Genomic DNA, 17,829 nt, shown 5'->3' on the forward strand with positions numbered 1-17,829 from the left:
CGTCAGACCCTCAGATGACCGGGAATGCGCAGGTGCCGACGCACGACGTCGACAAATTGGGGGTCGCGCTTTGCTGCCCAGACCGCAGCGAAGTGACCGATCGCCCACAGACCCAGACCAACGAGCCAGAGACGCAGGCCAAGTCCAAGCGCCGCTGCCAGCGTTCCGTTGAGGATCGCCACCGAGCGGGGGGCGCCTCCGAGCAGGATGTGCTCGGTCAGCGCCCTGTGGACCGGCACGGCGAAGCCCGGAATCTCGCCCTGATCGATCGGCCCGGGCATTATACGAGCGCTCCGCCGCCGAACGAGAAGAACGAAAGGAAGAAACTCGATGCTGCAAAGGCGATCGAAAGGCCGAAGACGATCTGGATGAGCCGGCGAAAGCCACCCGAGGTATCGCCGAATGCCAGCGTCAGGCCGGTGATGATGATGATGATCACGGCGATGATCTTGGCCACTGGCCCCTCAATCGATTCCAGGATCGACTGGAGCGGCGCCTCCCAGGGCATGGATGACCCCGACGCATGCGCCGCCGGCGCCAGGATCATGCTGAAAAGAAGAACTGAGGCGGTCGAGGCGATGCGCTTGCGAAAGCGAGAAATGCGGCTGATCATGCGGGTGCTCCTTCGATGGGCGAGGTGACAGGGCTGATGCGGTAGTCGCCGTCGGCGCCGGTCCCTTCGACGCGAGCGAGTTCGGCGAGCCGGCGCGAACGGCCGCGGCCGGCGAGGACGGCAACGATGTCGATGGTTTCGGCGATAAGCGCGCGCGGCACAGTGACGACCGCTTCCTGGATGAGCTGCTCGAGGCGCCGTAACGCACCGATCGCACTTCCGGCGTGAATCGTACCAATGCCGCCCGGATGTCCTGTCCCCCAGGCCTTGAGTAGGTCAAGCGCTTCAGCGCCGCGAACCTCACCGATCGGAATCCTGTCGGGACGCAGACGAAGCGAGGACCGCACCAGGTCGGAAAGTGTGGCGACGCCGTCCTTGGTGCGCATCGCTACGAGATTCGGGGCGGCGCATTGCAGCTCGCGCGTGTCTTCGATCAGCACGACACGGTCGGCGGTCTTGGAGACCTCGGCGAGCAAGGCATTGGTCAGCGTGGTTTTGCCGGTCGACGTGCCGCCGGCCACAAGGATGTTGCGCCGCTCGGCAACGGCAAGGCGCAGAACCTCCGCGTGGGCCGCCACCATAATGCCCCCGGCCACATAGTCGTCGAGCGTGAAGACAGCGACGGCGGGCTTACGGATCGCGAACGCCGGCGCGGCGACCACAGGCGGCAGGAGGCCTTCGAACCGCTCCCCCGTTCCCGGTAGCTCTGCGGAAACGCGCGGCGCGCCGGGATGGACCTCAGCTCCGACATGATGGGCGACGAGACGAATGATCCGCTCTCCGTCCGCGGGAGACAGCCGTTCTTCAGTTTCGGTGAGTCCCTCGGAAAGGCGGTCGATCCAAAGGCGTCCGTCGGGGTTGAGCATCACCTCGACGACGGCGGCGTCTTCCAGAAATTCGGCGATCGCGGGACCGAGCGCCGTGCGCAGCATGCGCGCCCCGCGTGAGCTTGCCTCCGTAATGTTCTGTACATTCGCCACGTCGCCCCATCCTTGTTCGGGCGCGCCCTGCGCGCGGCCATGGATTGGGGAAAAGTAGAAGAGGCAGAAATTCGACGAGTTCAACAACCGATGCGTGGCCATCGTGCTGTAGCGTAGAAAGACAGGGAATCGGCGGATTCCGTTCAGCGAACGGTCGAGTAACTTAGGCGCAAGGAAAGCGAATCGGACAGCGGCACCAGGATATGGCGAGCCTCTCAATCACCGGAGGGACTAATATCCTCGGAGATCTCCTGCCGCAGCTTTGGCCCCTTGGCGAGGCGCCGGCCCAGCGCGGCTACGAATGCCTCATAACGCTCTCCCGCCTTGGCCCGGGCCGCTTGGGCGGCCGGCTCGGGTAGTGCCGGCGTCGTCGTGAGCCAGAAGCGAACGAACACAGCCAATGTTTCGACGGAAATCCCGAGATCGCGTTCGAGGCGGGCCATGCGGCGATCGAGCTGGTCGAGCCGTTTGGCGATTACGGCCTCGCGTCGTTCCGCGTCGTCGGGAGAGAGGAACGAGGCGATCGCGGCTTCGGCAACCATGGACTGCGAGCGGTCACGGCGAGCCGCATAATCGGCAAGCATCGTCATGACTTCCGGGTCGAGATAGACCGAGATTTGCGTTTTCTTCCTTCGACCTGACATGCTTCAGAGCTCCAGGCCGTCTTTCGGGTCCATTGAAACCTGTCGTGCCACGCGTTGCATCATCCGGCTCATTCGATTGTTGCGCGCCGGGGTTTCCTGATCGTCATCGGCCGCGTCAAAATCGAACTCATTTTCGAGCGGCGGCTTCTTTTCGACCGGCTTCGTGCGGTCGAGCTCAGGCTGGCGCCGAGGCTCCGAACCGGTCGTGTCTTCGTCGTCGGACGGGCTCCTATCGGCTCTGACTTGCGGGACGGCAGGCAATGGCAGGTTCGTCCAGTCATCGGCCTTCGCTCTGGGCGATGCCGTCGTTGCCGGCGGTGCCAGGATGCGCTCCCCGAAGCGCCTGTCTTCGAAATAGCGCACTTTCTTCGCCCGGATCGGCGGAGTGCCAGCCACCATGATGATTTCATCGGCGGCAGGGAGCTGCATGACCTCGCCGGGCGTAAGCAGCGGCCGCGCGGTTTCCTGCCGCGACACCATGAGGTGTCCGAGCCAAGGCGAGAGGCGATGCCCTGCGTAGTTTTTCATCGCCCGCATCTCGGTTGCGGTGCCAAGTGCATCTGACACGCGCTTGGCGGTTCGCTCGTCGTTGGTGGCGAAGCTCACCCGGACATGGCAATTATCGAGGATCGAGTTGTTCGGCCCATAGGCTTTTTCGATCTGGTTCAACGATTGCGCGATCAGGAAGCTCTTGAGCCCGTAACCCGCCATGAAGGCGAGCGCGCTCTCGAAGAAGTCGAGACGGCCGAGCGCCGGGAACTCGTCGAGCATCAGCAGAAGTTTGTGACGAGCGGTCTTCGCGTGCAGGTCTTCGGTCAGCCGCCGCCCGATCTGATTGAGGATCAAGCGGATCAAGGGCTTCGTGCGGTTGATGTCGGAGGGAGGCACGACGAGATAAAGCGTCGTGGGGTGCCTGCCGCCGACCATATCGGTGATGCGCCAGTCGCAGCGGCGCGTTACGCGCGCGACCACGGGATCGCGGTAAAGGCCAAGGAACGACATGGCTGTTGAAAGTACGCCGGAGCGCTCGTTCTCGGACTTGTTCAACAACTCGCGGGCGGCGCTGGCGATGACCGGGTGTGGGCCGGCCTCACCCAGGTGAGCGGTCTTCATCATCGCGGCCAGGGTTGACTCTATCGGCCGTCGGGGATCGGACAGAAAGGCAGCAACGCCGGCCAAGGTCTTATCCTGTTCGGCGTAGAGGACATGCAGGATTGCGCCGACCAAGAGCGCGTGACTGGTTTTTTCCCAGTGGTTGCGCTTTTCGAGCGACCCTTCCGGATCGACCAGGATATCGGCGATATTCTGAACGTCGCGCACCTCCCATTCCCCTTTCCGGACCTCCAGAAGCGGATTGTAGGCAGCCGATTTCGCATTGGTCGGGTCGAAGAGCAGCACACGGCCGTGCCGCGCGCGAAAACCCGCCGTGAGTTGCCAATTCTCTCCCTTGATGTCGTGGACGATGGCGGATCCGGGCCAAGTGAGTAGCGAGGGTATGACGAGCCCGACGCCCTTGCCGGATCGCGTCGGGGCGAAGCACAAGATATGCTCCGGCCCCTCGTGGCGCAGGTAATCGTTTCTGAGCTTTCCAAGAACGACGCCATCGGGACCGAGGAGCCCGGCCGCCTCGACTTCATCCTGGTTTGCCCATCGCGCCGATCCATAGGTAAAGACATTGCGCGCTTCGCGTGCGCGCCAGATCGACATGAGGATCGCGACCGCGATGGCGATGAATCCTCCGGACGCGGCAATATAGGCGCCTTCGACAAAGATCGGCGGCGCGTAGGCGTCGTAGAAATACCACCACCAGAAGAAGGAAGGCGGATAATAGACCGGCCAACCGGCGATTTCGAACCATGGCGTCCCGAGCTGAGGCTGAAAGCCGAGCCGATATGCCGTCCACTCCGTCGCCGCCCAGGTCGTGGCGACGACGATTGTGAATACGATGAGGATCTGGCCCCAGAGAATTTTCGTGCCTGACATGAGCAATAACCCGCGCAAATAGCACTACGCTGGGAGGCAGGAGCAGCGCGGACAAGACCTGCCGCCCGGCGATCGTGGGAACGGCGGCTAACGGATACACAACGGCGGGTGTGCGGAGCCGACCGCGCTTTGGCGCTTTGCGCTTGGCTCGACACCCGCGCTCAACGGCCGAGTCCTCGCTGGCGAGCGAAGCTCCAGTCGACTCCGCCATCGCCGCGCCCAACGCCGGACATGTGGTGGCCAAGATGCTTTTCCATCGAGGGTGTCCAGGGTACGAGTTGAAAGCCGAGACCATCGTCGATCATCGCAAAGCGGCCAGAGGAAAGCGTGAAGCGGCGACGATAAGTGCCGGCGACATACTCACCGCTTTCGGTGCGCTGGAAAGACTGGCCGGTCTGCTCGGCGAGTTTCTCGCCCAGCGCCTCCACGTCGCGGCGCCGCAGCGTCTCGAGGAGACTGCGAGCGAAGACTGTGCGCCGACCTTGCCGCTCGGCGAAGCCCTGCTCGACTAAATGTTCCGCACGGCGGTCGAGGGCATTGCGGACCTCGGCGCCGAACCCGCTCTCGGACAGCGCTACGGGGTCTCGCGAGATGTTCTGCCGATCGAGCCAGGTTGCGCCGGTCGCGGTTACCTGATGTTCGATATCGAGATCCGAGCGCACCGCGAGCGCGACACGGCGCTGGCCGCGCGAATCGTCATAGGCGCGCAGCTCGACGATCGAACCTGGAGCACTGTCGCCGGCGGCGTTGAGATCAGCGAGCCTGATGTGATGGCTCCGTCCATCGATGCCGTCGACCACGGCATAGGCGCTGCCCTTGAGTTCGTCATCAACGCCGCGCTCGACCAGGCGGCCGACAATCGGCGCATCGAGACTTTCAGCCGCCAGTACATAATCCGCTGATCCGCGCTCGATACCGCGTGCCGTCAACGCATGGTGCATGCGCTTGATGATGTCGCCGCGTTCACCGAGTTCGCGCAGCGTTGCCTCGGCCTTGTCGTCGATCGTCCATTGGCCGGCACCGATCTGCTCGGCGAGGCCGAGTGCTTCGAGCTTGCGCAGGCGCCCGACCTTGAGCGCGTGGAATGCGTCGGGCTGTTCGCCAGCCGGGGGTGCGACATCGATGATGCCGGTGCGACGACCGTCGCGAAGGAGCTGGCGGTCGAGCTGCGTCAAGCGTTCGGATGCGATCTGATTTTCAAGACTGCGCCGGATGTCGAGATCGGTGCGCGGGCCAAGCTCCTGGGTGATGAGATCGCGCGCCCTGTCGCGCATGCCTTGCTTGATATAGTCGCGCGAGATGACGAGATCCTGGCCGTCGTCCCGCACGCCGCGCACGATGAGATGGACATGCGGATGCTCGGTGTTCCAGTGATCGACCGCCACCCAGTCAAGGCTGGTGCCGAGATCTCTTTCCATCTGACCCGCGAGTTCCATTGTGAAGGATCGCAGATCGGACATTTCCAGCGCGTCGTCGGGTGAGACGATGAAGCGGAAATGATGCCGGTCGCCCTCGCACCGCTCGGCAAAGGCGCGGCCATCCGTGTCCTCCTCTCCCGGTCCGAACAGCCGCGCCTTTTCCCCATCCCGGGTGACGCCATCGCGGCGCAGGTAATCGAGATGGGTAGCGAGCGGCGCCGTGCGTGCCGATTGGCGTACCACGCGCGCCTTGATGACGGCGCCCCGCGATCGCGCGGTGATGAGGCGGTTGGCCTGGATGCTGGCGCGCTGGCCGTGGCCGAAGCGCGAGCGATTGCCGGACGTGATGCGCCCGGATCGCGACACCCCGCCACCCGCTTTCTTTGCGGCTGCCAATGCTTGCGCGATGAAGGGCCGTGCCGCCTGCGCACGCGTCGAGCGGATACGGCCAGGCCGGATACGGAACTCGCGTTCATCGGCCATGAAATCGCTCGACACTGTGCGAAAAATGACGGAAATCCGCTGCTCTGAGCTCGGAGCGCACATTGTGCCACGCGTGGACAATGTGCGGAGCGCAGGCAAAACGCCCAGAAAACCAACCGACCGACCGGCGCACAATGTGCGCCCTTTTATCCTGCCATCGTCCGGTTGTGGTGCTCGTCCTTCCCCGCCATGCCGCCTCTTCCACGCTGCGCTTCGCCACGACGCGATCTGGCCGCATCCCTATCATTGCCCGCGTGCTCCATCCGCCTGGCGCACGAACAGGTCGCTGGAGGCGGTCTCAACAGGAGCAATTTCGCGCGCAGCCGACGGTGTTGTGGATGCCATCGAAGCGCTGAAATTCTGCTCGTCATCCGCAACCGGACTGCTGCCGGTGCGGGCGACGAATAGCGGCGCACGCATCCATGCGAGGGGGTCGGGCGCGGCGACAGCAACGGGAGCGATGCGGCCTTGAGCACCGATCCGCGGTGCGATCATCGCAACATAGGTGACCGTTTCAGCCGGCAATGGACGGCCGGTCGCGCGATATGCCTCATATCGGCCGGGACCGGCATTATAGGCCGCGAGAAAGCCGGGTGCGCCGTAACGGTCGTGCATTTCGCGCAAGTAAGCGGCGCCGGCAAGGATGTTGTCGCGCGGATCATAGGGATCGCTGCCCAGCCCATATCGCGCGCGCAACACTGTCCAGGTGGCAGGCATGATCTGCATGAGGCCCATCGCGCCTTTGGGTGAGATCGCGCGCGCATCGCCTCGACTCTCGATACGCATGACAGCATAAATCCACGCCTCGGGAATGCCGAACCGCTGCGCCGCCTCGGTAACGAAGGGCGCATAAGGATCGCGGATCGAACCGGCGGTCGGCGGCGGCGTCTGCGCCTCGACCAAGGCGGCAGGAGCGCCGGTCAGAACAAGACCGGAAAGGAAAAGGAGGACTGTCAGCCGGACGGCGGTGAACCGCCCGGCGACACGTTGATTGCGGCAGGCTGGCATTTTTCAATCCCGCTCGCCGCGTTTGGGCGGGCGATTCCAGTGCAGCACCCAGGAGGATTTATCGTCGGACGACTGGAACAGGTTGGCGCGGATAGGCTGCCCGAAGCTCGGATCGTCGAACTGAAGCGAGACATAGTCGCCGGCTTTGTCGCCAGTGCGATTCCAGCCCGCTCCGATCTCCGGGCCGGCTTCGTTGTTCATGCCGTCGAAGATGTGAACGCGAAAATGGGGCGCGTTCTCGGCCTCGGAAGGTTCGGCGGGAAGGATGATGATATCCTGGTGCAGCAAGAGTGTGTCGAGATGGCCGATGAAGCCGGAATCATCGCGGGTGAATTGACCGATGAGAGACATGGTTTCTTCCTTGGGATGGGCGGTGAGGATGACCAGGCGTGCGTCGTCACCGCGTCGGCGCGCGCCAGACGAAGCGGCCATCGCCGTCCTCGTCGGTGTAGAGTGGAGTGGCTCGGCCGATGACCGCAGCGACGGGCAGAGGACCGAAATAGCGGCCGTCGAGACTGTCGCGGACCTGCCAGTTCATCAGGAACAGCTCGTCCTTGGCGAGGACGCGGCATCCCTTCCAGACGGGCAGCGCGCGGCCGAGACGATCGCGCGCAAGCGCTTCGCCCAACGGTTCGGCATCGACCGTGATCGTGTGGCCGTTGCGGCAGACGCGCTGTCCGGCAATCGCGGCAACATGCTTCATGAGCGGCACGCTTCGACCGATATAGCCGCGCCTGACCATGAAGCTCTCAAGCGGTTCTGGCGCGCGCACGGCGACCAGATCGCCGAGCTGCGGCGACCGATCCGGTGCGATTGTGTAAAGGCCGATGGGTGTGCTGGCTGACGCGTTCCAGACGAGCTTCGTCGGGAGCGCGACGAACGAGGCGATCGCGACGCCCATCGTCGCGAAATAGGTCGCCATCACATAACCGAAGCGGGTCATACGCCGATCTCCCGGCGCATGCCGAATGCGCGATGGCGAGCCAGCGTGTAGGCGCGCGGCGTTTCGCCGGCGGCCAGCCGGTTGTGGACGTGGCGCCAATGATCCGGCGCGGCGTCCACCGGATCGATGCCGGCCGCCTCGATCGCATCGATGATCTGGAGCACGCGCTCGACGTCGGGCCAGCCGTTCGCGCGCAAGAGAACGGCGCCGCCGGGCATTACGGTGGGGTGTGTTTGAAATGCCTCGCCGGTGCGGACGGCGCGCACGATGTCGAGCCGGGAGAATATGGTTCCATAGTCGTTCGATGCCCAGCGCACGAGCGCGAACACCGCGCCGGGAGCGAAGAAGACAATGCGTCTGCGGCGGTCGAGGATTTGTTCGCCTACGTCGCGGCCGAAGCGGATCCAGTGCTCGGTCCGCTTCTCGATCCAGACGAGTTCGACCTGGGTGAGGTCGTCGGTCGGCGCGTTTGCGTCGGCACCGCCGGCCGACATAGGTGCGGCAACAAGCGCGGTCATGATGCTTCTCCTGACTGGGATGGAAATTCACGCTCGAATAGTTCGCGCAGCATGTCGGCAACGGTCTGGCCGCGCTGGAACGCGGCGATCTTGATGCGCCCACGCATGTCGGCGGTGACATCGATCGTCAGCCTGGCCGTGAAAGCCTCACCAGCTTGACCCTGCCGCGCGTGCCGCTCGGGCGCCTTGATCCAGCTTTCGGCATCGCCGGGGCGAGACGCGAAGCGGCGTTTGGGGGAATGCTCACTCATGCACAGATCCTCGCGACGTCGGCCGCGAGCCGCGTGATTTCGCGCGCGCCGGGGCACGCCTCGTCCTGCTCGGCGGCAAGTCGGCCGGTCTGCAGGGCATCGGCGAAGACGATGCGCTGGCCAATCGTGGCGGAGAGCAAGGGCGGCTCATGATCGGCCAGCGTCTCGGCGGTTTCACGGGCGAGCACCGTGCGCGCCGCGCAGCGGTTGAGCACGAAGCGGGCGGCGAGCTGCGGGCGATAGATGCGCGCCTCGCTGAGCAGGGAAAGCATCTCTGCCGAGGCCCACCCATCGAGCGGCGACGGCTGCACCGGGATCAGCACGAGATCGGCCGCGAGAAGCGCCGAGCGCATCAGGTTGGCGACACGGGGCGGGCCATCGATGACGACATGGTCGCAGTCGCGGGCCAGTTCCGGCGCTTCACGGTGGAGCGTATCGCGGGCCAGGCCGACGACGCCGAACAGCCGTGCCAGTCCCTCCCGGCTGCGCTGCTGCGACCAGTCGAGCGCCGATCCCTGGGGGTCTGCGTCGATCAGCGTAACGCGCTGGCCATGACGCGCCCATTCGCCGGCAAGATGCAGAGCGAGCGTCGTCTTGCCGACACCGCCCTTCTGGTTGAGCAGCGCGACGATCATGACCGGCTCCCGCGAAACGCGGAGGTGTCCACAGCACGCGAATGATGCTGCTGCGTTAGACAGATTCCGAAGGAATCTAGGTTAGATAAGTTACAGGGCTGACAACGTACTGATTCACAGCGAGGATTCGTCGATTTCGGTCCCCGATAGCACGAGGATCGGGTCCCTGATGGCACGATAGCGCCGGTCCCTGATAGCACGAGACAATTCACAGCTTATCCCCAGGACGTGATTTGCGGCGGCGTCGGCGACGCGGGATGCCCAGGGCATCCGGGTCGGTCGGTGCGAAGGAAAGAATTTCGGGTCCACCGCCGCATTGCTCGATGGTGAGCCGGTAGCCGGGGAGCGGCTGGCGGCGGACGATGGCGCGCAGGTCGTAAGCGAAGTGCTTGAGCGGCGAGAGGCTCCCGGACTTGGCGTGGAGATGCGGGAAGTCGAAGCTCCAGCCGAATTCCTGGCGGCCGCCGTGCTTGCGCACGAGGCGGTAAAGCCAGCGTTCGAGCCCGCCGGTGAGGCCGAAATAATTGCGGTCGATGGTGAGGACGAGCGCGTCGTCAAGCACCGCGCCGTAAAACCAGTCGGGAACGATCAGTTCGAGGCCGAGCGGTCGGCCGCGATGGTCGGCGCGCTCCTTCCATTCGTTGATCCAGGAGAAGCGGTGCATCCGCCGCTCGGAGATCTGGCGAATGGAGGTGGCTACGGTGGTGGACTGAAGCCGGTCCAGCGCCGCTTTCAGGCGGTCGTAGTCGCGTAGCGACACGCCGCGGCCGATGAAGTTGAGGATTTCGTAGGGCGTCGTCGCCATGAGGCGCGACGGCCGCAGGCCGAGGTCGCGCGCTTCGACGATTTGCGAGGCCGCCCAGATCAGGATGTCAGCATCCCATATCGTCGCCATGCCATGCTCTGCGACGGCCTCGACGCGGATGACGATGGAACCGGCCTTGAAGTCGATCGGCGCCAGGCGCTTCGACTTGGCGAGCGAGAAGAAAGGATAAGCCATGAGATCCTGCGCGTCGCGCGGCGCGAGATCGCCAGGGAGCGCGCGGAACAGATCGAGCTGCGCGCGTTCCTCGCGGTGGTGATGCCGGGACGACATGGCAGTGATGGTCAGCGCGAGCTGCGGCCGGCAGCGCGATGCGCGGCGTTGGCTTTTGGCTTTGCCGGGAGCACGGCGCCACGCGGATCGGAAGTCGAGGTGACGGTCCCGCTTTCGGCCCAGGCCTGCAGATCGTCGAGCGCGTAGACGACGCGGCCGCCGAGCTTGCGATAGGCGGGGCCGGTGCCATAGGTGCGATGTTTTTCGAGGGTGCGGTTGGAGAGGCCGAGAAAGCGCGCGGCTTCGGGTGAGCGTAGGTAGCGTGGCGGAAAGCCGGCGGCGGTCTCGGCCATAAGAAGGCTCCATGGTCTCGTTTCGTGCCGCTGGGGGTCAGCGGCGGATCGAGAGCACGGTGGCGAGGCGGAGGCGCCCGCGCGATGTCGAAGATCGCTCGCTAAAATCGACACGGGCCGCGCATGCGCGGCTCAGTGGATCAGGAGCGGCGGGAGCGACGCAACAAGGCGCGATAGCCGCCGTTGACGAGCGACTTTCCATCCCGAACGAGACGGATTGTTGTTTCTCTTACAGGATTGCCGACCCAGGAGCGGGCCTCGATGTCATCGTCGGGGAACAGGACGGCCGCGATCCGGCGATAAGGGACCGCCTCCATCCAGGCGTCGATCGCGCGCAACATCTGCCGGAGACGATGGCGGCGTTGGGGCGTCGCGCGCGGGTCTTCGCGTGGCTTGTTCTTCTGCAACGCGGACCAGAAGCGGCCCACCGTCTCGATGCGATCATCGGTGTCGGAACCGATCGCGATCACCAGTCCGATGGGTGCGCTGGGGTCGGCGCCATGTTCGGCCATGACGTAGAAGCGTGTGTGTCTGATCTGGAGATAGTGGTACGTCCCTTCCGGAGCCGACCGCTCATGCGCGATCTCGGCAGGAACTGGGAACGGGCTATAGGCGAGGGATTCGGATAGCGGTGCGAAGTGGAGTGTCCCCGGATCGGCGGCTGCCGCCCAGAAGATCGCGGCATCGATCGCGCGTAGCTTCGGGTCCGTCGCGAAATCGTAACCCCCATTTGGCGCAGATACCCGTGTCAGCGCTCGCGTCCAGTCGGGCCGCGCCGGTCAATTGCTGATACTCGGCCTGGTACTGCCGATTGCGCCGCAGAAACTCCCAGGCCAGTTCTTCCGGATCGAGCTCCTCGACATAGTCATAGGCGGAAGCGGACCGCCAGGTGCCATGTTGGGGCATAATCGTGTCCTCCCCGATAGTTGCACATGAAGCGCAAAATTTTGGAGGCGCAGGATTCCAGTTCGGGACGGTGACGGGAAGTACGAAGCCCGCATCGCGTGATGCAGGACCTGCATCACGCGATGCGGGCGGTCAGTGGAACCGGGTCTGGATCAGGTGGCGGTAGCCGTTTTCGGTCATCCACCTGGCCCGGGCGATGTGCGTGGCATAGACTTGGGCGGATCGGTCGGGCTCGGTTCTGGGATCGAGGCCGAATACGGTTTCGACCACGTCCTGCCAGAGCGCACCGTCGGCTTCGGCGTCGAGCAGGCGCAGATAGGTCGAAAGATGCTCGCGGTCATAGGGCGTGAGCGTCTCGCTTTGCGGCGGTGCATCGAGAAAGCTATTTTGGATCATGTTGCTCACGTACAGACTATATGCATTTTGGAGCTATTTGTTAACCATTAGTTGAGCGGCGCGGCGAAGGGGCCGGTGGCCGAGCGCTGGCTCTGGCGGACATGTCCTCGGACCTGACCAGCATGACGCCCTCCCCCTTGTCGGAATTGAGTAGGACGATGCCACTTCCTTCGAGGGCACGGCGCACCTGATCGCGCGTCGTCTCGTACACCTGGAGCCCGTTTTCGGATTCGAGGCGCTTGAGCGCGGTCAGGGATATTCGGGCCTTGTCAGCGAGCGTCTCCTGTGTCCAACCCAGCAACGCGCGTGCGGCCCGCGATTGTCGGGCGGTGATCATGCATGATCACCTCCCATTCGGAGACACGCGCACGCCAGAACTACGACTAAAATAGTCGCTTTCGTCGCCGAATTCCAGCGCTATTCGCTTTGCGACCATGAGGTTCGCCTATCCGGGTGAAATCCGATTCGGTCAGGAACAAGAATAATGCCCCGCCCGATCTCGGGCGGGGCATCGGTGGGGCCTTAGTCGCCGTTGCGGCGGTTCGGGCGCGACCAGATGAGGCTGAAGCTCTCGCCGTCCTCGTCGTCGAAGAGGTTGGCGTAGATCGGAGCGGTGAAGCTCGGATCGTCGAGCTTGAGGCCGAGATAGTCGCGGCCCTCGTTCGACTGCTTGGACCAGGCGGCGCCGATTTCGGCGCGGCCGACGAAGACGCGGTGGCTGGGAGCGTTCTCGCCGGTGGTGCGAGCTTCGGGGACGATGCGGACGTTCTTGGCCTGGACCGAGAGGGTGACGATTTCGCCGGTGAATTCGTTGGAGGCGGTCTTCTTGAAGGTGCCGATGGTAGCCATGTGAGTTCTCCTTGCTTCGACGTTTCGAGCCCGCACCATTGCGGTCTCGATGGCGATCGACAGGCCGGAGGCGATCGACGACGCACCCCGTCAGGGGCATGACAGCAAAGGAGGAACTTTCTTGTTCCGCGCGGAATGGCGGCACAGCCGCCAGGGGAAGAAAGTTGTGACGCCGCTGTTGCGGCATAGGCGATCGAGGCGAAGCCGGCGTTCGGCCAGATCAGGCCATTGAAGAGACCGTGTTGGTGCGCTTGAGACAGGAGCTCCGGCAAGGAGGAACTGGCTGCCCGCCTTGGACCTGAGGCGCCGCCGCTTACGGCATCGGCTCGCCTGCCTTGGCGTCCGGCAAGGAAACTGTGCTACGCCAGTGCGCCGCTGGCCTACGCGCACGGCCCGTCCCTCCCGGCAATGCCGCTGCGCCACCCGCCAGCAGCCGTGTGAGGGTCAATGCCGCGCTGCGCTCTGCGAGTGATTGCGCACGACGCTTCCCCAACCGCACAGTTCGACGACGAGTCACGGCATGACGCGCTCTACTCGACCGCCTGACCGTTGCCCGGCGACTCAGGCTCTGGCGATCTGCTGCGCTGACGGGTCTGGGGCTGTCATTCCGGTGACGCGGAGAAGTGCCGTCACGCCGACCGCGATGGCGCCGATGATCGAAAAGGCGAGCTGCCAGGTTTCGGAAGGCATGAGATGCTTGACGATGCCGTGGGTCGCGTGGAAGCCCGCGACGGCCGCGGGCGCCACAAAGGCAAGGGCGACCAGGACCTTCAGCCACAAGGGCCGGAGAAAACCGATCAATAGATGACCAATGGTGAGCGTCGCCCCTGCGGCGAGAACACCGACAAGAAAGGCGCCGATCAGGCCGGCGCCGCTGGCGTGCGCCCAGACGCCGACGGTGACCCCGACGAAAGCCGGGAGCGCGAACACGGCCAGCGTGAACAAGAGCCAGCAGATCGCGCCTATGGCGGCGAAGGAGGCAAGGATGGACAGGATAATCATAGTGGTGGTCTCCGTAAGAGTATTCTGACGGTCGCGCCTGCCACCACCACCTCGGCGCACGAATTGAAGTAGCAGAAAATCGGCCGTGCCGGGAGCGAAAACCGAGAAATGAATTCGCTCAGCCGCACGGCCTTGTCGTATTCACGAGGCGAAAGGGTCGATTTCATCGAGGATGGCGGTGCTTTCGCCGTCATATTCATTGGCTGGCATGACCGAGACTGTGCCGTCGCCGGCCCGGAAGATTACGATCGCCGTCATGAGAGTGCTGGCGAGGCTGAAGGCGAAGGCGTGAGCATCGTGGAAGGACATTGGTGCGGCTCCTGTCTTGAGCGGAGGTCCATCCCCCGCTGACAGGCGCCCGAAGCGTCGGGCTGGGCGCTGCAATCACCGCGCAGGCAAGGCCGGAGCGGCGGCACGCTTTGCGTAGCCGACCCTTTACGGGTTGATGGCGTCAAGCGATCAGTCTGACCAAGGATCAGCGCCAACGCGGCGGGGGTGGTTGTCCGCGAACCGAGCCACGGACGTCGATGTCCATCGATGACCTGTTGACCGGGCGATTTGTGAGTCACGCCCCGATCCGCATTTGGGCTATCGTGAGGTGGGTGTTGGGAAGGCAGTACGAAGGATAGGCATATGGCCGAGTTTGCGGGACGCGACCTGCATCTGGTGAAAAAGGCGCTCGCCATCGCGGTGCTTGCGATCGAGAGGCAGCCTGGACCATTTCAGTCGAGCTCCGATCAGACCGATATGAAAGCACTGCTCGAGGATCTGATCGAGAATGATAGCGAGCTCGCGCATTATGCGCGCGCGGCTCGGATCGCCGTTACCGGCGATCCGACCTGAGAGGCGGCGTCGCGAAATGGCGCCTTCCCACCTTTACGGTCGGTTAAATCGTGTGAGGCTGCGGTGCTTGCATGCCGCCGCGTTTCAGGAGCGGATATCGAGCTGCTCGGCGAGGCCCAGCGCGCGGAGCCGGTCGCCGTCTTCGAGCCGAACGATTTCATAGTCGTCCGACCTGTGCGCGAATTCTCCGAGACGGACCTCTTCGAGCGTGGCCCAGCCCCCGTCCGGCCAGACGACAATGTCCTGTGAATGATAGGGGTTCGCGTTCGTTGCCATCGGTCGTTCTCCGTTTCGTTTCTGCGGAAGGTGTCGCAGCGCCGTCGTGGGATAGGGGCCGGACGCTGCAATCACCGAGCTGGCTCGGGGAACCCCCTCGTGGGTTGATTGTTCGAGGCGACCGGCGCCTTATGTCGCGTCGCGTCTGAGAGACACCGCCAGGTCGGAGACGGCGCCGTGGCTTGGGGACGGAACCACTTTGCAACAGGTCGCATAGGGTTTTGTGATGGGACTGGATGAGAACCCGGTCATGGTCGTATCGCGGGCATCGCGGCGTTGGAGCCATTCCGATCTTAAGAGGTGCGATCTAGGAATGCCGCGAGCGATGCGCTGCAATCGCATCGAGCATCGTCTTTTCGTGATGGCGAAGGATGCGCCTGAAGGTGTTTTCATCGTCGAGCGCCCGAGCGAGGACGATGGCGCCCTGAATTCCGGCCACGGTCCGTTCAGCCAGCGTGCTTGCCTCATTGCCTGGCACACTACCCTTTGCGATGCATGTGGCGAGCGCGGCGATCCACCGTGCGAAATAGAGCCTTATCGATTTGGTGAAGGGGTCACGGGACGCGCTGAGACCCAACGTGCCCACGAGGCAGACCCGGCCACCCGAGTTGAAATAAGTGTCTACGTCCCGGATCATTGCTGCGATCGCCCGTACCGGGTCGTCGGACAGCTCCAGCGCGGAAAAGATCGCCGCCTCAAACCAGTCCGCAATATCGGCGAGAACGGCGGCCATCATTTCGTCCTTGCCGCCGGGGAAGAAGTTATAGAGGCTCCCCTTGCCCAGACCGGTCGCTGCGGAAATGCGCGACAGGCTCGCGCCCGCATGGCCATGTTCGCGAAAGACTTCCGCCAAGGCCGGCAGCGCGTCGGCCCGATCCGTGGCCGTGCGTGACATGCTCAGAGATCGAGCGCGCTGAGCGAGGGATGGTCGTCCGGCCGTCGGCCCAGAGGCCAGGTGAACAGACGCTCGCTTGCCGCAATCGGGCGATCGTTGATGGAGGCGATCCGGCGGGCCATCAGCCCAGCATCGTCGAACTCCCAATTTTCATTGCCATAAGAGCGGAACCAGGTGCCGCTGTCATCGTGCCACTCATAAGCGAAGCGAACCGCAATGCGACGGTCTTGCCAGGCCCAGACCTCCTTGATGAGTCGATAGTCGAGCTCCTTGGCCCATTTGCGTGCCAGGAAGGGGATGATTTGCTCATGCCCCGTCACGAACTCGCTGCGGTTCCGCCAGACGCTGTCGATCGTGTAAGCCTGCGCGACCTTTTCCGGATCGCGACTGTTCCATGCGTCTTCAGCGAGCCGGGCCTTTTGCGTGGCGGTTTCGGCTGTGAAAGGCGGAAGCGGAGGTCGGCTCATGTCGGAATTCCTTAGGAGAACTGTCTTGTACCGTTCGGTACAAGAGCCGATCACCAACGTCAATCGCCAGGACTGAAGTGCGATTGTCGAGTGCGGGCCAAAGTAAATTCCAGTCGAGCATGGCGGCGGCGCTCACGCGCCGCCGAACTTCCAGACAGGAATGCCGAGCTTTTTGGCCTTGTCGGCAAGGTTGTCGTCGATGCCAGTGCCGGGGAAGTGCAGGACGCCCTTCGGCACGATCTCCAGCATTTCGTCATTGCGTTTGAAGGGGGCAGCGCGTCCGTGCTTGGTCCAGTCGGGTGCGAAGCCGATCTGGGGCACGTTGCGGTTCTTCGCCCAGAGCGATGCGATCTTGGGGGCGCCCTTGGGCGCCTTGCCGTGGATCAGCACCATGTCGGGGTGCTTTTGGTGGACCTGGTCGAGCTTCGCCCAGATGAGCCGATGATCGTTGAAATCGAGCCCGCCGGTGACGACGATCTTGGGACCGGGAGGTAGCAGCACTTGCTGTTCGGCGCGTTTCTTCGCCATGACGAAGTCGCGGCTGTCGATCATCGTCGCGGTGAGATTACGGTGATTGACCTTCGATCCGCTGCGCGGGAGCCACGCCTTGCCGACCTGGCGCTCATAGTGTTCGGCGGCCTCGTCGCGCATGAGTTCGAATGCCGCCTGGCGCTCCACCAGTGTCTTCCCCTCGGCGATGAGACGTTCCAGTTCGACCGATTTTACCTCGCTGCCGTCTTGCTGCTTCTGGGACCGCTTCTGCGCCTGCTCGTTGGTGTCGAGGTCGCGATCGACCCGCGCCGCGGCGCGTTGGAAGGTGTTGACGGTCGACCAGAGGAGATCGTCGAGGTCGGGTTCGAGGCGGGTGTCTTCCAAAGTCGAGATCAGCGCATCGAAGATGTCGGCGATCGCGCGGGCCACTTCGTTGCCCTCTGGAAGGAGGCGCTGGTCGGGCTCGTCCTCGAACGGTCGGTAGCCATAGAGCTGAAGTTCGTTGAGGACATGGTCGGTGGGAGAAGAGTCGTGGTGCGGTTCATGGTCGTCGCGCTCCGTCATGGGATGCTCCGTGGGTTGGACCGCGACCGTCGCGGCCTTCATGGCGACGAAGCCCACGGACGGGCCGGGCTGGCAGGCTGAGCGAAGCGAAGCCCTTGATGGCAAAGGCCGGCTATTTTGGTTCGCGATGGAAAGGCCCGAAGGGCCGCCGGAAAATAGTCGGCCGCCGCCATTGCCGGCTCGGCCCGTTTGTGGGCCGATCGCCCTTTGGAAGGCCGAGGCGCGGTCCTCTCCGCTGTCAGGATGCATCCGGGCGCGCGGCGGCTCGCAGCCG

At 64.0% G+C, this 17,829-nt stretch carries 26 protein-coding genes; 1 reads left to right on the top strand and 25 read right to left on the bottom strand.

What is annotated here, in order from left to right; translation table 11 throughout:
* Positions 1-2 precede the first annotated feature (2 nt).
* From CHB69_RS11465 to CHB69_RS20120, 21 genes are all read right to left on the bottom strand, one after another.
* On the bottom strand, positions 3-281 hold the full coding sequence (locus tag CHB69_RS11465) for a VirB3 family type IV secretion system protein (RefSeq protein WP_089216152.1): 279 nt from the start codon (positions 279-281) through the stop codon (positions 3-5).
* Entirely contained in the window at positions 281-613 is a 333-nt protein-coding gene (locus CHB69_RS11470) for a TrbC/VirB2 family type IV secretion system protein (protein WP_089216153.1), read from the bottom strand. Before CHB69_RS11470 ends, CHB69_RS11465 begins: the two co-directional genes overlap by 1 nt.
* Entirely contained in the window at positions 610-1,545 is a 936-nt protein-coding gene (gene trbB / locus CHB69_RS11475) for a P-type conjugative transfer ATPase TrbB (protein WP_089216310.1), read from the bottom strand. Before trbB ends, CHB69_RS11470 begins: the two co-directional genes overlap by 4 nt.
* 263 nt (positions 1,546-1,808) lie before the next feature.
* Positions 1,809-2,237, bottom strand: coding sequence for a CopG family transcriptional regulator (locus tag CHB69_RS11480; RefSeq protein ID WP_089216154.1), 429 nt, complete (start codon positions 2,235-2,237; stop codon positions 1,809-1,811).
* A 3-nt stretch (positions 2,238-2,240) separates the two neighbouring features.
* Positions 2,241-4,220 (bottom strand): conjugal transfer protein TraG, encoded by a 1,980-nt coding sequence (locus CHB69_RS11485; RefSeq protein ID WP_089216155.1) that lies wholly within the window; start codon positions 4,218-4,220, stop codon positions 2,241-2,243.
* A 161-nt stretch (positions 4,221-4,381) separates the two neighbouring features.
* Positions 4,382-6,121 (bottom strand): relaxase/mobilization nuclease domain-containing protein, encoded by a 1,740-nt coding sequence (locus CHB69_RS11490; protein ID WP_089216156.1) that lies wholly within the window; start codon positions 6,119-6,121, stop codon positions 4,382-4,384.
* A gap of 243 nt (positions 6,122-6,364) precedes the next feature.
* The gene (locus CHB69_RS11495) at positions 6,365-7,024 is read right to left on the bottom strand and encodes a lytic transglycosylase domain-containing protein (RefSeq protein ID WP_342746774.1); all 660 of its coding nucleotides are present in this window, start codon (positions 7,022-7,024) and stop codon (positions 6,365-6,367) included.
* Positions 7,025-7,132: 108 nt separating this feature from the next.
* On the bottom strand, positions 7,133-7,561 hold the full coding sequence (locus tag CHB69_RS11500) for a DUF736 domain-containing protein (protein ID WP_425442416.1): 429 nt from the start codon (positions 7,559-7,561) through the stop codon (positions 7,133-7,135).
* Positions 7,527-8,072 carry a S26 family signal peptidase gene (locus CHB69_RS11505; protein ID WP_089216158.1) on the bottom strand — a complete coding sequence of 182 codons (546 nt, stop codon included), beginning with the start codon at positions 8,070-8,072 and terminating at the stop codon, positions 7,527-7,529. Before CHB69_RS11505 ends, CHB69_RS11500 begins: the two co-directional genes overlap by 35 nt.
* Positions 8,069-8,590 (bottom strand): DUF2840 domain-containing protein, encoded by a 522-nt coding sequence (locus tag CHB69_RS11510; protein ID WP_089216159.1) that lies wholly within the window; start codon positions 8,588-8,590, stop codon positions 8,069-8,071. Before CHB69_RS11510 ends, CHB69_RS11505 begins: the two co-directional genes overlap by 4 nt.
* Positions 8,587-8,841 carry a hypothetical protein gene (locus CHB69_RS11515; RefSeq protein ID WP_089216160.1) on the bottom strand — a complete coding sequence of 85 codons (255 nt, stop codon included), beginning with the start codon at positions 8,839-8,841 and terminating at the stop codon, positions 8,587-8,589. The genes CHB69_RS11510 and CHB69_RS11515 overlap by 4 nt, the downstream gene beginning before the upstream one ends.
* The gene (parA, locus tag CHB69_RS11520) at positions 8,838-9,476 is read right to left on the bottom strand and encodes a ParA family partition ATPase (protein ID WP_089216161.1); all 639 of its coding nucleotides are present in this window, start codon (positions 9,474-9,476) and stop codon (positions 8,838-8,840) included. The genes CHB69_RS11515 and parA overlap by 4 nt, the downstream gene beginning before the upstream one ends.
* Positions 9,477-9,684: 208 nt before the next feature.
* On the bottom strand, positions 9,685-10,572 hold the full coding sequence (locus CHB69_RS11525; RefSeq protein ID WP_021316522.1) for a replication initiator protein A: 888 nt from the start codon (positions 10,570-10,572) through the stop codon (positions 9,685-9,687).
* 11 nt (positions 10,573-10,583) lie between these two features.
* On the bottom strand, positions 10,584-10,865 hold the full coding sequence (locus CHB69_RS11530) for a helix-turn-helix transcriptional regulator (RefSeq protein WP_089216162.1): 282 nt from the start codon (positions 10,863-10,865) through the stop codon (positions 10,584-10,586).
* Positions 10,866-11,005: 140 nt separating this feature from the next.
* On the bottom strand, positions 11,006-11,377 hold the full coding sequence (locus CHB69_RS11535; protein WP_089216163.1) for a DUF2285 domain-containing protein: 372 nt from the start codon (positions 11,375-11,377) through the stop codon (positions 11,006-11,008).
* 94 nt (positions 11,378-11,471) lie between these two features.
* Positions 11,472-11,771, bottom strand: coding sequence for a transcriptional regulator domain-containing protein (locus CHB69_RS20800; protein ID WP_425442417.1), 300 nt, complete (start codon positions 11,769-11,771; stop codon positions 11,472-11,474).
* Positions 11,772-11,903: 132 nt separating this feature from the next.
* The gene (locus CHB69_RS11540) at positions 11,904-12,167 is read right to left on the bottom strand and encodes a DNA -binding domain-containing protein (RefSeq protein WP_021316519.1); all 264 of its coding nucleotides are present in this window, start codon (positions 12,165-12,167) and stop codon (positions 11,904-11,906) included.
* Between the two features lie 40 nt (positions 12,168-12,207).
* Positions 12,208-12,504, bottom strand: coding sequence for a helix-turn-helix domain-containing protein (locus CHB69_RS11545; RefSeq protein ID WP_089216164.1), 297 nt, complete (start codon positions 12,502-12,504; stop codon positions 12,208-12,210).
* A gap of 185 nt (positions 12,505-12,689) precedes the next feature.
* Positions 12,690-13,016: a DUF736 domain-containing protein gene (locus CHB69_RS11550; RefSeq protein WP_089216312.1), complete on the bottom strand. Its 327-nt coding sequence runs from the start codon at positions 13,014-13,016 to the stop codon at positions 12,690-12,692.
* 561 nt (positions 13,017-13,577) lie between these two features.
* A complete protein-coding gene (locus tag CHB69_RS11560) occupies positions 13,578-13,961 on the bottom strand; it encodes a hypothetical protein (protein ID WP_425442418.1) in 384 nt (127 codons plus the stop codon).
* Positions 13,962-14,159: 198 nt separating this feature from the next.
* Positions 14,160-14,327, bottom strand: coding sequence for a hypothetical protein (locus CHB69_RS20120; RefSeq protein ID WP_170935529.1), 168 nt, complete (start codon positions 14,325-14,327; stop codon positions 14,160-14,162).
* A 324-nt stretch (positions 14,328-14,651) separates the two neighbouring features.
* Here CHB69_RS20120 and CHB69_RS11565 point away from each other — a divergent pair, with 324 nt between their 5' ends.
* A complete protein-coding gene (locus CHB69_RS11565) occupies positions 14,652-14,861 on the top strand; it encodes a hypothetical protein (RefSeq protein WP_021316514.1) in 210 nt (69 codons plus the stop codon).
* Positions 14,862-14,945: 84 nt separating this feature from the next.
* Here the strand turns inward: CHB69_RS11565 and CHB69_RS11570 are convergent, their stop codons facing one another.
* The 4 genes from CHB69_RS11570 to CHB69_RS11585 all read right to left on the bottom strand — a co-directional run bounded on the left by CHB69_RS11570 (position 14,946) and on the right by CHB69_RS11585 (position 17,555).
* Positions 14,946-15,137: a hypothetical protein gene (locus tag CHB69_RS11570; protein WP_089216165.1), complete on the bottom strand. Its 192-nt coding sequence runs from the start codon at positions 15,135-15,137 to the stop codon at positions 14,946-14,948.
* 307 nt (positions 15,138-15,444) lie between these two features.
* Positions 15,445-16,032: a TetR/AcrR family transcriptional regulator gene (locus tag CHB69_RS11575; protein ID WP_089216166.1), complete on the bottom strand. Its 588-nt coding sequence runs from the start codon at positions 16,030-16,032 to the stop codon at positions 15,445-15,447.
* Between the two features lie 2 nt (positions 16,033-16,034).
* A complete protein-coding gene (locus tag CHB69_RS11580; protein ID WP_089216167.1) occupies positions 16,035-16,499 on the bottom strand; it encodes a nuclear transport factor 2 family protein in 465 nt (154 codons plus the stop codon).
* Positions 16,500-16,631: 132 nt separating this feature from the next.
* On the bottom strand, positions 16,632-17,555 hold the full coding sequence (locus CHB69_RS11585) for a DUF2493 domain-containing protein (protein ID WP_031294190.1): 924 nt from the start codon (positions 17,553-17,555) through the stop codon (positions 16,632-16,634).
* Between the last annotated feature and the right edge of the window lie 274 nt (positions 17,556-17,829).

Source organism: Sphingopyxis indica, assembly GCF_900188185.1.
Lineage (GTDB): Bacteria > Pseudomonadota > Alphaproteobacteria > Sphingomonadales > Sphingomonadaceae > Sphingopyxis > Sphingopyxis indica.